The organism is Paenibacillus sp. RS8, assembly GCF_041956825.1.
Classification (GTDB): Bacteria; Bacillota; Bacilli; order Paenibacillales; family Paenibacillaceae; genus Paenibacillus_AQ.
Genome location: NZ_CP168131.1, coordinates 4,633,420 through 4,649,212, shown reverse-complemented (window position 1 = coordinate 4,649,212; position 15,793 = coordinate 4,633,420). Strand labels below are relative to the sequence as shown.

The following is a 15,793-nucleotide window of genomic DNA, read 5'->3' as shown; positions in this document are numbered from 1 at the left end:
CGTACTTTTATATATTTTTTAAAATAAGGATGCCTAGTTGTACCTACATGCAATTTGCATATAGCTGCAACTAGGCATCCTTGTGTTACTCTTTTACACCAACACTGCATCCACTTTCGTCTGTGGCGCCTTGTCACAACGCTTACAAACCTTAACAACTGTTCCGTCCGTTTTTCTTTTTGGATAAAGCAGCTTAATCCGTGTGCTCTGACAGACCGGACAAGTGCCTCTTCCTCTGGATGGTAGACTCCATAGTGCATGTCCGCGTTTTGACTTTGCCATGAATGAACCCCTCATTTCGGTCAACAATAGTCAACACTTCATTCTGAAAGTGCTTCTTTCAAAAGATATGCTGCAAGGACAGGTTGTATGATTAATGACATTCAAAAGTTCCTGTAGAATATAAAAAAGACGCCTTCTAGTAAGAAGACGTCCTTTTGTTTAGAATCGGATAATTAAAGATAACTTAATTTGTGTAAATCATAGAGACAACACCATTTGTAAAGGTTACGTAATTATAATTTCTATATTGCCAAGTCTCAACTGTAATTCCACTGCCGGATAGACTTGATTTATCAATTGGAGTGCCCCAGCTTAATTCTACTTGCTGCTTCGTCATCCCTGTCGAAATTGTACCCGCCTTGATTTTGGCCCAAATCGCATTAGACCATTTATAGATTTTGGTAGGATCAGACGTAAAGAAATACTCTTTGTTTGCTAGAACGCGAGTGACCTGATCATATTCCATATCATAAGTCTCCACAACTTTACCTGATGCCAATTTAAAAGAAATCGCAAACTCATTATCGTCGTTCACTAGAATATCAACAATCGTTGCTTTTTGGAATTTATAGTCGGAGTCAAACTGGTTGAACCAATAAGTCTTTCCGATTAGCTTAGCGAGATCCCCTTGAGATTCTCTTTTAGCTATTTTTAACGTATTTTTCGTATACGCAAATAACTCCGCTTTACCGAAATTGATGTTCAAAGACTCATAATGAGCACCAAAGTCCAACACTGCTCCCAATGAAGTTTTTAAGAGGGTTGCAGGGAATACAGCTCCTCCATCCACGGTTTGCACTTTACCACTCATTTTCACCTTATTCCCATTCACCATAGCAATATCACTGCCTAGCTGAAGTTGGATAGGCAAATCTCCCAGACGAATGCTAAAGGTCTTAGTGGCTGTGTTCGCCTGAACAGTAGCACCCAAGAGCTTAAACGTTGATTGTACAGGCAAATACATCGTGCCACTGATTAATACACCTTGATCGATGTCCTTATTAGAACTAATAGAGACCTTTAACGTTTTGGAAGCAGCTCCTGAACGCACGGTTACATTTGTTTCGCCAACGGCTAATGCTTTCATAGAGCCATCTGGCAGCTTTTGCAATAAGTAAGGCTTCTCGATCACCATATCTGCTTGAGACAAAGGAACACGTTCGGATGAGCCATCTGGCCCTTTTGCAAAAATCTGCACTGGAACCTTATCTCCAACGGTCATATCCGTATAATCCATTTGAAAAATCAAATCATCCGTGCTGGAAATCGACTGTTCGTTCACTACATTTGTGCTATTCGCATTTGCTGCCTCCGCTGTATGAATTGGACCATACATAGATACTGCTAACACTGCTGCAATACTCCATTTAATAGCTTTCATTTTCCAAAATCCCCCTCTAGTAAATAAACCAATATTACTTTATCACAATTTCACTATTTTAGTAGATAAAAATGGAAGGTTGTTAAGCTTATATTTTATAATGTGTAAATATTATGAAAAATAAAGGGAATCAGATGAATCTACAAGAAGTTACAGAGCAAGCATTACAGAGTCTACCATTTATAAACTTAAATTGGGAGTGATCATCTGAGATAACCATTAATAATCATTGTATATAAGCCACAAATCAAAGACTTAGACTAGGAGTGTTATATTCGTGGAAATAATATCCGACAGATTAATCTTAAGAGATTATACAAGCAATGATTCTTCCTTTTACGAAGAACTAGAAGAAAATCCTTTGTCCTACAAATATGAAAACACCGCACCTGATGCAAAACAAATTAAAGATGACTTCCTTTCGATTTTGTCTCAAGTAACCAGCGATCCACGGGAAAATTATGATCTCGCAATATGTACAAAGCTGGATATGAAGCCCATCGGTAATGTCAGTATAAAGTTAAACTGGGAAGATATCAGAGAATGGGAAATCGGCTGGGTCCTACTACCGGAATATTGGAAGATGGGATATGCAACTGAAGCCGTGAAGTCTCTGATAGATTACGCCTTTAAATTCCTAAATGCACATAGAATTGTTGCTTATGCCAATGCAGAGAATCTTCAATCAGAGAAAGTAATGATTAGAGAGGGAATGATTAAGGACGGGGTTCTTAGGGAGACTAGATTCTGTAATCAACAATGGTGCAACGAGATTATCTATTCCTCTTTGGAGCAGGAGTGGGCTAATATTTGATGGTTAAAAACTAATTAGGGAAAAACTCCCTATAAATAGTCCATTTTTGCTGATTATGAATGAAATTAGGGAATTCCTCCCTATAAATCAGGCTAATCCCATTGATTTTCATCAAATCAGACGAATTTAGGGGAGGTTTTCCCTAATTATCAATCTACTGACCAATAATCTCATAATTCCAGGGAGAAATTCCCTAATTATTCAATTGAAGCTTCTCTTGGATCATCAATTGGGGCTTGATTTACAAGATAACAAGAAGAGAGCCGCTCCCAAGTAGTTAAAAAAACTACTTTTGGAGCGGCCTTCTCTGCTTTACACTACCAACTCTCGTACAACTTCAACCTCATCTCTGCTTACTTCAACGAACCCCAGAGATTCATACAAATTCGAAGCACGTTCGTTCTCAATTCGATGACCAATAACGATTTTATCGCAGTGATGTTCGGCTTTTATATATCGAATCAAGGCATCCATTCCCGTTCTACCGAATCCTCTATTCTGATACTTCTGATCAATCATAAAAGCCATTACCCAATAACTTCCGTCCTCAGGATCAACACTATACACAGAGAAACCTATCAATTCTTCATCTGCATATAAAGCTAATGGAGTCATTCCGCAATAAGCCGATTCTGCCAACCAATAAACAACAGGTACAGGAAAAACCGTCTTTTGCTCATTGGACACCTCTAATTGAGTACAGGCATACCAGTTATTCTCATGGATTGTCTTCAGCTCGACATGAGGATGAAAACCATCCCGAATACGATCACAGACGGCTTCTAATTTAGATTTAAGCTGTAGTGCCCATTCAGGGCTAGTAGAAACGTCAAACGCCTCTAAACTCCGAAGCAGCCTGGCGAATCCATATAAGTCAGAGAACCTTTGAAATTCTGGTAATAACTTGACATATTCATCATCTAAATGTTTTACGGATCTATAACCACTAACAAAAAAATCGATGTTCCTCATACTCTCCTCATCATTCTGCTTGGATAGATCTCTTAAGGCTGATGAGATATCCATCGCAAACCAGTGATACATAGAGTCATCGAAGTCAATCGCATTAAAACGTGATTTTTCTTTCATATAAAAAATATTGTCTGTCTCAAAGTCATAATGGATGAGTCCCGTATGTCCTACGCCAAAAGAGAGCTTACTTAGCCACGCTTCAATTCGCTCATATTCCTTAAGCGCTTTATACTCCTCAGGGTGTCTTTTTAATACAGATAAAATAAACTGAAGTGAATCAACCCAACTTTTACGCGAGGGCGTGCTCGGAGCATAAGTTTCGGATAAATGATGCAATCGCGCGAGTGTTTGACCCCAATGTTGGAACTGCAGCTCCGACATCTCTTCAAGCGGAACATAATCCCCTGCGGCTTGTTCAAAAACAACCCCGTGATATCTACCATTTTCAGTTAAAAGAGTCTCTATCCAATTCCCTTGCTTGGAGCGTACTGGTGATACAGTATCATAGCCCTGGTCCAATAAGTACATCATAAAATCTAGTTCTGCCTGGATATTCTCAGCAGTATTATCTTCTTCGTTAGTAAACCTTAAATAATAATGCTTATTATTCGATTGAAACGTATAAATAAAATTGCTGCTAGCTCTTACAAACTTCATAGATCCAAGCTCATGATTCCAATACTTGATCATTTCATTGGCAGGTAGATCGTTCTCTGTTCCCCGTACCATGTTCATTAACGTCATCATTTCCGATAGTGCCTCCCGTAGTCATTGAGAGGTGTTCTTCCCTTACGAATACTGACCTCTCTCGGACTTCATTGTGGTGTTGTTCGTACTCAAACATCATCACTCCTTATAAACGGATTAGGGACTCCCGAAAGATTTGACCTTCATTCTCATCCCCTTTAACATTATCGGTAAATTATTCTATTTAATCAAGAGATTTAGATAAAGCCTTCATTACCAGAAGGAAGGGGTGGTCCCCCGTACTCCCAGATCTGTAATGCCGCACCGATCATTCCACAGAAATTGCCACGATAAGCTGCTTCAATTCGAACGCCTTCCAACATCGAGGGCATCGTTCTCGTTGCTACTTCTCTTCTTATTCCTTCGAATAATATCTCCCCTGCTTCAGCCACTCCACCACCAATAACAATAACTTTAGGGTTAAAAATATGAATAAAAGAAGCGATAGCAGACCCAAGTGCTGCGATTGTTTCTTCCATTACTTCTGTAGCTAGAGGGTCTCCTTCTCTCCATCTTGCGATCACGTCTCGCGAGTCTAAGTTATCCAGTGGCAGATTGTTTAAAGTTAGTTGTTCCCGCATTCGACGAGCAATGCTTGTACCCGAAGCATAATGTTCTAAACAACCTCTCCCGCCACAAACGCATGCCGGTCCTTTGAAATCTACAGACATATGGCCTAACTCTCCGGCCCCACCCCAAGAACCATGGACAAGGTGACCCTCTACAACAATTGCCCCACCAACACCCGTTCCAAGTGCAAGACAAATAAAGTCTTCTACACCTATACAAGCGCCTAAATATTTCTCGCTTAATGCTAGTACATTCACGTCGTTATCAACGATCACTGGAACCTGGAACTGAGTCTGAAGCAACGCTTTCAAAGCTGTCCCAGCATACCCAGGAATAAGCTCTGAGGCCGAGCGAATACTCCCTTCCTCCCAAGCGACTTGTCCTGCCGTTCCTACGCCAATCCCCTTAATCTTTACCCCTGAATGGATCGCTGTAACTTCATTCATTAACTTTTGAATAGCCTGAATAGCTCGGTCCACGGTCTTCGTGAACCCAGCCATTGTGCTCAGACTTACAGTATGTACTACGTACCCATATGATGTAACGAGCCCAGCATTAATTTTCGTTCCCCCGATATCTACTCCAACAACATATTCCATATGAGGATCATAACCTTCTGACACGGACTCTCCTCCTTAAGTCTCAGCAATCACTCACGGCTTTGACATATCGTGAAGTGATTAACTGTGGCCTTGTAATCGCACTTCCTACCACAACATAAGCTGCGCCAGCCTTCTTAGCTCTAGCCGCATCCTCCGGTGTCCATATCCGCCCTTCTGCAACAACGGGAATATTCACGAACTCGCATAATTGCTGAAGTAAAATAAAATCTGGTCCTTCTTGCTGTGTACTGTAAGGTGTATAGCCGGAAAGTGTTGTGCCAATGAAATCTACACCTAGTTCTTCCGCTGCCAATCCTTCCTCCAAAGTCGATATATCTGCCATTACAAGCACACCCATTTGGTGGGAATATGCGATTAAAGGCTTAACCGACTCAAAGCGACCTTCCCGATTCGTAACATCTAATGCAACAATATCCGCTTTTGCGGAGATAATTGCTTTCACTTCTTCAAGAGTTGGCGTAATGAATATGGCTGATCCGGGAATATCCCGTTTAATTAGTCCAATAACCGGTACATTTACCTCTTCTTTGATCGCTACAATATCTGGAACTCCATTCGTCCGGATACCTATTGCCCCTGATTGAACCGCTGCTCTTGCCATTTTTGCCATTGTATCCCCACCATGAAGCGGCTCATGCTCAAGTGCCTGACATGATACGATCAGACCTTTCATCGGAAAGATATCGCTCATTCGAGTCATCATTAACCCTATCCCTTCGCTTCAAGAATATAATCTAATATTCTATTGTTGAGAGCTTCCACCCGATCCTGATCGGAGTCTTTGATAGGTAGAAGTGGCATTCTTGGTGTACCCGTTTCAAATCCACGCAGACTCAGGATTGCTTTACATGCACCATATAATGATGGAAAGGATAATAATTCTACAATGAGATCATTGATAATGAACTGCCATTTCTGCGCCTCAGCCATATCACCTTGCCCATAACATTGTTCTACTTTTAAAAATAGCTCGGGCATAACCCCATAGGTTCCACCAATCCCACCATCCGCCCCGATACTGCGGCCAGCCAAGTACTGCTCATCCGGTCCATTCAATACAAGAAAATCATTTCCACCTGCTGCCTTAAACTGCTGAAGCTCAAATGTACTTTCTGCTGAAATCTTCACGCCAATCACTTTATCCTGCGCAGCCATCTTAATTAACAAGCTTTTTGATAATTGAAAACCAGTCGTTTGCGGGATATGGTAGATAATAAATGGAAGCGATGTACTATCAATGATCGCCTGCCAATGGCTTTCAACACTGTCCGGAGACAAACGGTAATAAATTGCTGGAACAGCCGATACCGCGTGTGCGCCTACGAATTCAGCATGTACCGCAAGCTCAACACTATCCCGTGTAGATGGAGCACCAACGTGAGCAATGATCGTTAGCTCCTCTCCTACTTCCGCTATAACGGCTTCGAGCATTTGTTTGCGTTCCTCTACAGATTGCAGCATGCCTTCTCCTGAGCTTCCTCCAACATAAAGACCTTTCACACCAGTAGAAGCATAATGACGAGCTAATTTCTGTGCCGCTTCTTTATCTATATTCCCCTCAGCATCATAACTGGAGTACAAAGCGATAATAATGCCTTTAAAAGCTTCAAGATCATATGATTTCATAGATAATAGCCTCCATCGCTAAAGCCAAATATATTTATTTGCGTTGTTATATGAATTTTTAACCCTTAACAGCACCCATAGTGATCCCTTGTGTGAATGCCTTTTGAAACATTAGGAAGATTGCAATCATAGGAATCGAAGCTAACGCAGCACCTGCCATAAGCAGTCCATAGTTGGTTGTGAATTCGCCGCGTAGTGTCGCTACCCCAAGTGGCAAGGTCATCATCGAAGTGGATCGCGTCATAATTAGCTGGCTGAAATAATCGTTCCATGAAGTTATGAAGGTGAATATAGCCAGTGCACCCACTGCTGGTTTCAATAACGGTAAAACGATCGTTCCAAACAATCGAATCTCTGAGCTACCGTCAATTTTCGCCGCTTCAATCAACTCTCCCGGAATCGTCTGCGCGAACTGTTTCATCAGAAAGACTCCAAAAGGCCAGCCAATCGCCGGTAAAATAAGCCCTTTATACGTATTGACCCAACCAAAGTCAGCTAACATCGTAAACAACGGTACAAGAATAACTTGCTTAGGCAATGCCATGGCGGCAACAAACATCGTGAAGATAATTCCTCGTCCGGGAAATGATTTCTTTGCGAGAACATAACCGGCACAGGAGGAGACAATACAGATGGCTGCCATCTCTGCAAAAGCAATAATAAAGCTATTAAACATCCAGCGTTCTACCGGATTCTTAAATAATTCTGTCCAGTTCTGTAGCGTCGGCTTTAGCGGAAACCACTCCGGTGGGATGGTCGTTGCCACAGTTTGAAGCTTAAAGGCTCCCGAAACTACCCAATAAAAAGGAAAGATAAAAAATAATGTAGCCAAGATCAATAGAATGGTAGCTATTATTTTTGGAATCGTTAATTCTTTTTTCCATGCGCTTACTTTCTTAGACTGGGTTATAGGTGCTTTCAGTTGTAATGGATTCGTAGAATTCATGATGTCCCCTCCTTAATACTCAACATCGCTGCCAAAGTATTTGAATTGAATGATAGAAATAATCCCAATTACTATTGCGAGTATGACGCCCATTGCTGAGGCATATCCGAAATGACCTAACATAAAGGCTTGTTCATAAACACCATACATAACGGTAGATGTGCTATATACAGGCCCGCCTGAGGTAAGGAGTTGAATCAGTGCGAAACACTGAAAGGTATTAATCGTGGTTATCACGATAATATATAAGTTCGTTGGCATCAGCATCGGCCATAATATTTTCCGGAAAATTTGCCAAGGGGTTGCTCGATCTATCTCTGCGGCTTCAATATAAGAGGTAGGAATGTTACCAATGGAGGCCACATATAAAATGATCGGTTGACCTACAGAAGTCGTTATTAAAACCACGATAATTGCAAGTAATGCTGTTCTTGTATCCCCTAGCCATGAAACAGGCTCCATTCCAAACAAACCCGTCAAATAATTCAGAATTCCGTAGTTGGGATGGTAAATCCAGCCCCACACGACCGTGATACTTACAACCGATGATACGGCTGGCAAGTAGAACACACCGCGGAAAAATGATCTAGCAAACTCTTTTTTCTTATAGATATTCATTGAAACAAACAGTGAAAAGATAATCACGATCGGTACGGTGATCACAACAAGCAATAAAGTATTTCCCATGGACTTTATGAAATTATCGTCTTTAAATAATGAAATATAATTATCGAGACCAATAAAACTAAAATCTCTCAAAGAGTAATCAAAGAAACTAATATAGACTCCTTTTACCATCGGGTAGGCTACAAACAGAAGAAAGAATCCAAACGCTGGTAATAAGAAAAGATAACTCATCATCCAGTCACGTATCACATAACCTTTAATTTTGCGTACCGTTGTCCCCACAACCTTCTCCCCATTTCTCTGATGATCAAGCATAAACGACTTTGGCGTCCTTATAAGGACGGTGAGCGTTTAAGCGAGAAAAATTATGATATTTATAGGTGTGTAGCTTGAATTTTTTTAAAAAGAATAGAGTGCTTCCCGCACTCTATTCTTTTGAACGCCATTCACTTTTTATTTCATAGCTGCTTTGGCTTTAGTAATAGCTTCGTTAGCCTTTGTAGCAAAACTATCCAAAGCTTCCTTGCCGGTAGCGCCTCCAGTTAAAGCACGTTGTAATTCAGGGAACCAGAAGGTACGGATATCTGCATATCCATCTGCAATTGTTGGTGCATCTGTCGTAAATTTACGAGCATATTCGGCGTATTTGTACTCCGGATCGTCATATAGTCCAGTAATCGAATTACGAACCGAAAGACCACCTGTTTGAATCAAGTTTTTCTTACCCCATACTGGATCATTAGCAATGAAATCAATCAGCTTCTTGGAAGCTGCAATCTTAGCTTCATCACCATTATTAAATACAGCCATACCGCCCAGATAAGGTTCAAGCTTCGGTTCCGAACCATCTAAAGTAGGGAATGGAAGAAGAATATCTTCGAATTGAACCATCTTCTTGGATACGTTCTGTGCTTTTAGCACAGCGGAATAGTTAAGTGTAAAGGCCAATTTTCCTTGCAGGAACAAATCGTTCACATCAGCAGCAGCTAGCGATGCTGCACCAGAGACACTGAGTTTATCTTTCGTAGCTTGGACAATCCAATCCAGCGCTTTTGCAGCATTATCTGTATTGATAGCGACTGCGGAATTGTCTTCATTTAGGAATCTTGAAACGCCTAAGTTAGCAAGATAAGCACGAGTGCCTTGGTCTCCGGCTTGGCTCTTCGCGAAGAACCCTGTTGGAATAACATCCGGAGCCTTTTCTTTCACAGCTTCCAATGCCTTTTTATATTCTTCAAACGTCCAAGTTCTATCTTCCTTATCCAGAGGAAGTAAATCTAGAGCGCCTATCTTTTCAAAAATAGTCTTATTAACCGCCATCATAAATGGTGCTATATTGATCGGGTACATAAAGATGTTGTCGCCTACACTTGACTGCTTCCAAAAAGCTTCTGAAATATCATTCTTCACTTCATCAGTTACCATGTCGTTAAGCGGTGCAAGCAAATCCTTTTTACCCCAATCGATAATCCGTCCAGGTGCATCATAGATCACATCAGGCGCAGTATTAGAAGCTATTGCGACATTCAGTTTTTCAGGGCCGCCTTCAAAGGTGATCATCTCAAGGTTGACTTTAATTTCAGGATTCTTCTCATTAAAAGCTGCAATGATTTCCTTTTCATATTTGCCAACTTCACCATCTAAAGCTTGAAAGCTCGGAAAATTCCACCATGTAATCTCTACTGGCTTAGCAGCAGCCTCAGTTGCTGCGGGCTCAGTCTTGTCAGCGTTATTACTTGGTGTAACTGCTGAATTCGCCGTGTTCGTATTTCCACATGCAACTAACTGTGTACCTAAAAGTGCGACACCAACAATACTCATTAGCCCTTTTTTCATTGCTTTCATGTGCTACCCCCAATTATTTTTTTGTGGAATAAGTACTGCTCTCATTCCTTGCGCTAATCATAAATCAATTGTAAATTTAGGAGAATCCCACTCCTTTTACTTTTAGGGCTCTTTTCTGACATATCCCTTCAATCCACCCCTCTTCAATGTTATAATACATTACATATTCCACCTATTAACAATTAAATTTATATTTCTTCACTTTTCCGCCTTAATGTAACCCTTTTAATCTTACATCTAATGGTATTTCCTTACGAACGATCCACTATAATTCTAGTCTTCCGGAGGGATTTCATGTACAAACTAATGATTGTAGAGGATGAACCATTAATAAGAACGGGCTTAAAACATTACTTTGCTTGGGAAGAGCTTGGGGTTCACAACATTATTGAAGCAGAGAATGGAAAAGAAGGAATGGCCACTGCACTTCGTGAGAAGCCCGATTTGGTGATCACTGATATCCGGATGCCCCAAATGGATGGTCTACAAATGATTGAGCAGATTCGCAATCTGCTTCCTGATACATTATTTATCATTTTGACTGGATTCAACGATTTCGAATATGCTCAGAAGGCTATAAAACTAGGGAATGTACATGCGTTTTTGCTCAAGCCTTTGGAATACGAGGAAAGTCTCCTTGTGATACAAGAATGTATGAACAAGCTTCATCTTAAGCGGCAAGATCGATTGAAACGTTCTAATTTGGAGGGGGCACAGCTTGTAAAGCTATTACTGGAGGAAGAACAACCTGTAATAGATGATTCTATTGTCCGTGAACTATGTAATTTCAACAGTAACTACTATCTTTATCTGCCCTTTGTTTTGACAGGAATTCCTATGAGAGGAAAGCGCGCTCAATCTACGCTCTGGATGAGAGAATATGCGGAGAAGTTCATTCATGATGCTGTAGACGAGTATCTCGATGCCTCTACACCGCACACTGTTTTTACATATTCATCTAAAACTAAGCTCTATGGACTTATTGTATTGGGATCTCCAGCTTCTATTGATAATTTTCCTCTTCAGACTAAAGTTCAGACACGAATCGATCAATATCTGAAGCTGCTTACGCTAGAACATCACCTAGGCCTCTATTTAGTTATAGGTAAGACGACGGAGAATCCTACACAAATAAATTCATTGCTGCATGAGAACGATAGAATGTTATATCAACGCTTCTACAAGAGAGATTGTAGGTTTATCTACGTGCCACAATGGATAGAAGGCTCCAATTCTATTAAACCATCCCTAATTCAACTCGATGAAAATGATAAGAAACGGATGATCTCCTGCATCGAAAGTGCTAACGAAATAGAGACGCTCCAGCTGATGCACCGGCTGTCTCAAGATATTTTGAGTAAAGCTGATGTCTCTTCTCCAGATTTTTGGCTTGCATTTCTTCAGGAAATTATAAGTACCATTCTCCGCTTCGCTAATAAGAACCACATCCATATCGAAGGCGTGTACAGCGAAAAGCTCCTGAATCTAACCTTTGTAGATGAATTTGATTCAATTGAGAACCTTTTTGACTGGCTTGGCAGATGGATGGTTCATTTAGGAACTGTTTATTCCGAAGGGCTGACCCACAACAACCAACAGGATGTGATCATATTCGAGCATATTAAATCCTTCATAAAAGAGAATATTGATCAAGATGTGACTCTACAGATGGTAGCAGATCGATTCTTCTATAATCCGTCTTATTTAAGTCGATTATTTAAGCGAAAACTTGATAAGAACTACATGCGATTTGTAACCGAAATTCGGATGGAATATGCGCAGGAATGCTTAAAAAAACCAGAGTTTCTAGTGACCGATGTCTGTACGATGTGTGGTTACAAAAGCTATAAGCATTTCGTTAAAACATTCCGAAGCATCACAAACATGACTCCATCGGACTACAGAAAACAGTCAGGCTGGTGACCCAAAATGATGCAGATAGAGCAACCAAAAAAACGATACCGAATGAGACATGTCAATCGTCAGATTTTCGTGCTGATGATCCTGACTATTACCATTCCACTTCTAATCATATCGGCAATCATCTATATCTTTTCAAACCAAGCCGTCAAAAATGAATACCAGAGCAGCTCTAATCTGATCCTTAATAACCTCTCGTTCAATATTGACCAATATCTTCAAAGCATTGATAAAGGCACACTCAACGCTCAAGTAGATAGCCAGCTCCAAGCCGCACTTGAACACTGGACGATCCATAAAGACGACATCGGGAATGACCAGAATATTCAGTATGGGAACACAATTGAACATTTCATCAGCGGAATTGAGATGACAATTAAAAATGTTGATAGTGTGCAGATTTTTGCGGGATCACGTGTGTTCTACTCTGCGAATTTCAATCGTGCGGATTATGATGTGAAGGATTATACCCATGAGGATTGGTATTTGCAGACCCAACAGAAAAAAGGCGGAGTGATCCTATTTGGGAGCCATACCCCCTTCTATCGCACCAATTCCAAACAATCCGTCATTTCTATCGCCCGCGTCATAAATAAAAAAGGCAGCAAGCAGCCCATAGGTGTTATGTTAATCGACATCCGATTGGACTCATTACGTGAAATCTTAAAGCTTTCTGAGAATAGTAAACGAAAATTCATTATTTTAGACGATAAGGGTGGCAGTGTATATAGCTCTGATAACATGGAAACCTCACCTTTACAACCTATCCCTATAGGAACTCAAGCGCTTAATACGTTTATGAACAATGATACGGGGAGCTTTTATGGTACTTTTGATGAAAAGGATTCGTACATTAACTTTGTAACGTCTCCCTATTCCAACTGGAAGGTTATTCAGTACATTGATGAGAAAGAGATGACTAAGCAGGCTGCTTTTCTCGGGAAAATCATTTTAACATTAGCGCTCTTGTCGCTTGTCACCGCAATCTTATTCATGTATATCCTATCGGAGCGAGTCACTAAGCCAATTATTCTCTTAAGCCGAAAGGTCAAGCTGGTGGGGATGGGGAACTTCGATGTGGATTTGTATAGTGAGCGTCAAGATGAGTTTGGGGTTCTCTATAATGGAATCCGTAAAATGGTGAAAGATCTGCAAAATTATATTGAGCGATCTTCTATGGCCAAAGCACAACAAAAAGTAGCCCAGTACGGCGCTCTCAAAAGCCAAATCAATCCACATTTCCTAGCGAATGTACTTGAATCTATTCAAATGAAAGCCATCATCAATGGGCAGCGTGAGATTGGCGAAATGGTGGGAATTGTAGGAAGATTATTTCGGATTCATATCCAGACCGGAAAGATAACCGTAACCCTGCGAGAAGAACTTGAGCATGTCCGGTTGTATGTAAAGATTCAACAATTACGTTTCGGGGATAAAATTCAATATGTTGAACAGCTAGAACCTAATACCGAAAAAATTAAAGTCATGCACTTTTCCCTTCAACCTATCGTAGAGAATGCTATTGTCCACGGACTGGAATGTCGAAGTGAGCCAGGGCTTCTTGAGGTGTCTTCTATGATTTCGGGGGATGACATGCTGATTATCGTTAAGGATAACGGAATTGGCATCGATGAAGAGAAACTTAAACAGTTACGTTTCCGTCTCTCTCAACCATCAGATACCCTGGATGAAGATCATATTGGTATAAAAAATGTTCATGATCGTATTCAATTTCATTTTGGGGAATCGTATGGGATTGAAGTCACCAGTCAAGTAGGAGAAGGAACGACTGTGATCATCCGACTCCCAGCAAAATCCTAGACATCTTGCTCAATGATTCCTATTTGAGGATCGAAAGTAAGCAATTTTGTTGCTATTTTATCGATGAAAAAGCGGTCATGACTAACAGTAACAACAGCTCTAGGAAAATGGATGAGTGCCTGTTCCATCACCTGAATACTTGTTAAATCCAAATGATTGGTTGGCTCATCCAAAATAATGACAGCCGCGCCAGAGAGAAGGCATTTCGCTAACGCTACTCTGGCCTGCTGCCCTCCCGACAGACTGCCGATCGTTTTGCTTAAATCCATTTCCGAGAATTGCAGCATCGATAAGAATTTGTTCACTTTTTTTCGGGGAGCATCGAGCCCCAGCCCATATACATTTACGGCATGACTGACAGTATCCTTAGGATCAAGTTCATCCCACATTCGATTAAAATACGCGTAGCTGACCCCACGTTCCCAAGTCACATCACCCGTCTCAGGCTCCTCTTGCCCAGTCAATATCTTTATGAGTGTCGACTTCCCGCTGCCGTTAGGCCCCACAATAGCTATCCGATCTTCCTTTTTGAATATCAAAGCTTATGTTCTGGAATATCGTCCGACCGTCATAGCTCTGTCCAATTCCTTTGACTTCACCAAGCTTGTCCGGAAAACGTAAATTGCTGTAAATATCGGTGATCAAAACGTTCACTGGATGAGGCTCCACACGCTTTTTCATATCTGTCAGCTTACGTGACAGGCGATCCTTAGAGGACTTTTTGTTCCCACGGGTTTCAATAGCCTCCGACTCCATAAGCAGAAGCTCTTCCTCCCACTCAAACTGTCGGTCAAGCACCTTTTTACGCATCTTCTTTTTCCGGACATAATCGGTGTAGTTGCCTTCATATTCCTGAAAATGATAATTCTCGATTTCTATCGTCCGCGTAACTACTCTGTCAATAAATTGCCGGTCATGAGAGATTAGAATCATCGCGCCATTAAAACGGTGCAGCCACTGCTCCAACCATACGATCCCTTCGATATCCAAAAAGTTAGTAGGCTCATCAAGCAATACGACATCGGGCATTTCAATTAAGACTTTAGCCAGTGCTGCGCGGTTTCTCCAGCCTCCAGACAGCTCATCAACAGGTTGATGCCGTGATCTTTCATTGAAGCCCAATTTAGTCAGAACAGTGTTGATTTCGACGGATACATTCCAGCCATCCAAATGGTCCATTTGTTCAAAAAGCGCCGCTTGTCGCTCTAAAAGAGTATTCATCTGATCATCATCTGTCACTTTCCCAAGCTGTTCCCCGATTTGGTTAAGCTCTTGTTCGATGAGCGCTACCTGCTCGAAGCATAACTCTAACTCTTGCTGTACAGACAAGGACCCGGAAAGCACAGAGAATTGAGAGAAGTAGCTGATCTTCACGTTAGGATCTAACTCCACTTTTCCCGCTGTTGGCTCCTCTTTTCCCATCATCAGTTTAAACACAGTTGACTTCCCCGCACCATTTCGTCCGATTAATCCAATCCGTTCGCCCTTGCTAACTCGAAAATAAATATCTCGAAAAATCAATGTATTCTCGTATTTCTTAGTTACATTCTCCATACGGATTACGCTCAAATCTACCACCCCTAGTTTATCTAGATCAGAATTCAACTCAAGACACTCAA

At 41.1% G+C, this 15,793-nt stretch carries 14 protein-coding genes; 3 read left to right on the top strand and 11 right to left on the bottom strand.

Annotated elements, in window-relative coordinates; translation table 11 throughout:
• Positions 1 to 93: 93 nt before the first annotated feature.
• Positions 94 to 282: a hypothetical protein gene (locus ACDZ28_RS21945; protein ID WP_082650979.1), complete on the bottom strand. Its 189-nt coding sequence runs from the start codon at positions 280 to 282 to the stop codon at positions 94 to 96.
• A gap of 184 nt (positions 283 to 466) precedes the next feature.
• On the bottom strand, positions 467 to 1,663 hold the full coding sequence (locus ACDZ28_RS21940) for a stalk domain-containing protein (RefSeq protein WP_042127081.1): 1,197 nt from the start codon (positions 1,661 to 1,663) through the stop codon (positions 467 to 469).
• Positions 1,664 to 1,940: 277 nt separating this feature from the next.
• Between ACDZ28_RS21940 and ACDZ28_RS21935 the strand changes: the two genes are divergently transcribed.
• Positions 1,941 to 2,477 (top strand): GNAT family N-acetyltransferase, encoded by a 537-nt coding sequence (locus ACDZ28_RS21935; protein WP_375102757.1) that lies wholly within the window; start codon positions 1,941 to 1,943, stop codon positions 2,475 to 2,477.
• Between the two features lie 312 nt (positions 2,478 to 2,789).
• Here the strand turns inward: ACDZ28_RS21935 and ACDZ28_RS21930 are convergent, their stop codons facing one another.
• From ACDZ28_RS21930 to ACDZ28_RS21900, 7 genes are all read right to left on the bottom strand, one after another.
• Positions 2,790 to 4,196 (bottom strand): GNAT family N-acetyltransferase, encoded by a 1,407-nt coding sequence (locus ACDZ28_RS21930; protein WP_081954072.1) that lies wholly within the window; start codon positions 4,194 to 4,196, stop codon positions 2,790 to 2,792.
• A gap of 197 nt (positions 4,197 to 4,393) precedes the next feature.
• On the bottom strand, positions 4,394 to 5,389 hold the full coding sequence (locus tag ACDZ28_RS21925; protein WP_375102756.1) for an ROK family protein: 996 nt from the start codon (positions 5,387 to 5,389) through the stop codon (positions 4,394 to 4,396).
• A 19-nt stretch (positions 5,390 to 5,408) separates the two neighbouring features.
• Complete coding sequence (locus ACDZ28_RS21920; protein WP_375102755.1) at positions 5,409 to 6,080, bottom strand: N-acetylmannosamine-6-phosphate 2-epimerase; 672 nt, start codon at positions 6,078 to 6,080, stop codon at positions 5,409 to 5,411.
• A gap of 17 nt (positions 6,081 to 6,097) precedes the next feature.
• Positions 6,098 to 7,015 carry a dihydrodipicolinate synthase family protein gene (locus tag ACDZ28_RS21915; protein ID WP_042127079.1) on the bottom strand — a complete coding sequence of 306 codons (918 nt, stop codon included), beginning with the start codon at positions 7,013 to 7,015 and terminating at the stop codon, positions 6,098 to 6,100.
• Positions 7,016 to 7,073: 58 nt separating this feature from the next.
• Positions 7,074 to 7,961 (bottom strand): carbohydrate ABC transporter permease, encoded by an 888-nt coding sequence (locus ACDZ28_RS21910; protein WP_081390057.1) that lies wholly within the window; start codon positions 7,959 to 7,961, stop codon positions 7,074 to 7,076.
• Between the two features lie 12 nt (positions 7,962 to 7,973).
• Complete coding sequence (locus tag ACDZ28_RS21905) at positions 7,974 to 8,903, bottom strand: carbohydrate ABC transporter permease (RefSeq protein WP_081390056.1); 930 nt, start codon at positions 8,901 to 8,903, stop codon at positions 7,974 to 7,976.
• Positions 8,904 to 9,041: 138 nt separating this feature from the next.
• Complete coding sequence (locus ACDZ28_RS21900; RefSeq protein ID WP_375102754.1) at positions 9,042 to 10,433, bottom strand: extracellular solute-binding protein; 1,392 nt, start codon at positions 10,431 to 10,433, stop codon at positions 9,042 to 9,044.
• A 294-nt stretch (positions 10,434 to 10,727) separates the two neighbouring features.
• Here ACDZ28_RS21900 and ACDZ28_RS21895 point away from each other — a divergent pair, with 294 nt between their 5' ends.
• Both ACDZ28_RS21895 and ACDZ28_RS21890 read left to right on the top strand, forming a co-directional pair.
• Positions 10,728 to 12,356, top strand: coding sequence for a response regulator (locus ACDZ28_RS21895; RefSeq protein WP_042127076.1), 1,629 nt, complete (start codon positions 10,728 to 10,730; stop codon positions 12,354 to 12,356).
• A 42-nt stretch (positions 12,357 to 12,398) separates the two neighbouring features.
• Complete coding sequence (locus tag ACDZ28_RS21890; protein ID WP_197069779.1) at positions 12,399 to 14,174, top strand: sensor histidine kinase; 1,776 nt, start codon at positions 12,399 to 12,401, stop codon at positions 14,172 to 14,174.
• On the opposite strand, the gene ACDZ28_RS21885 is transcribed toward ACDZ28_RS21890, so the two are convergent.
• Together ACDZ28_RS21885 and ACDZ28_RS21880 are read right to left on the bottom strand one after the other, a co-directional pair.
• Complete coding sequence (locus ACDZ28_RS21885) at positions 14,171 to 14,680, bottom strand: ATP-binding cassette domain-containing protein (protein ID WP_375105391.1); 510 nt, start codon at positions 14,678 to 14,680, stop codon at positions 14,171 to 14,173. The two genes, ACDZ28_RS21890 and ACDZ28_RS21885, sit on opposite strands and share 4 nt — an antisense overlap.
• Complete coding sequence (locus ACDZ28_RS21880) at positions 14,670 to 15,743, bottom strand: ABC-F family ATP-binding cassette domain-containing protein (protein WP_375102753.1); 1,074 nt, start codon at positions 15,741 to 15,743, stop codon at positions 14,670 to 14,672. Before ACDZ28_RS21880 ends, ACDZ28_RS21885 begins: the two co-directional genes overlap by 11 nt.
• Between the last annotated feature and the right edge of the window lie 50 nt (positions 15,744 to 15,793).

Excerpts from the sequence above, each read along its gene's own strand:
- ACDZ28_RS21945 (WP_082650979.1), bottom strand. The coding sequence starts at position 282 with ATGGCAAAGTCAAAACGCGGACATGCACTATGGAGTCTACCATCCAGA.
- ACDZ28_RS21940 (WP_042127081.1), bottom strand. The coding sequence starts at position 1,663 with ATGAAAGCTATTAAATGGAGTATTGCAGCAGTGTTAGCAGTATCTATG.
- ACDZ28_RS21930 (WP_081954072.1), bottom strand. The coding sequence starts at position 4,196 with ATGATGACGTTAATGAACATGGTACGGGGAACAGAGAACGATCTACCT.
- ACDZ28_RS21920 (WP_375102755.1), bottom strand. The coding sequence starts at position 6,080 with ATGAGCGATATCTTTCCGATGAAAGGTCTGATCGTATCATGTCAGGCA.
- ACDZ28_RS21915 (WP_042127079.1), bottom strand. The coding sequence starts at position 7,015 with ATGAAATCATATGATCTTGAAGCTTTTAAAGGCATTATTATCGCTTTG.
- ACDZ28_RS21910 (WP_081390057.1), bottom strand. The coding sequence starts at position 7,961 with ATGAATTCTACGAATCCATTACAACTGAAAGCACCTATAACCCAGTCT.
- ACDZ28_RS21905 (WP_081390056.1), bottom strand. The coding sequence starts at position 8,903 with ATGCTTGATCATCAGAGAAATGGGGAGAAGGTTGTGGGGACAACGGTA.
- ACDZ28_RS21900 (WP_375102754.1), bottom strand. The coding sequence starts at position 10,433 with ATGAAAGCAATGAAAAAAGGGCTAATGAGTATTGTTGGTGTCGCACTT.
- ACDZ28_RS21895 (WP_042127076.1), top strand. The coding sequence starts at position 10,728 with ATGTACAAACTAATGATTGTAGAGGATGAACCATTAATAAGAACGGGC.
- ACDZ28_RS21890 (WP_197069779.1), top strand. The coding sequence starts at position 12,399 with ATGAGACATGTCAATCGTCAGATTTTCGTGCTGATGATCCTGACTATT.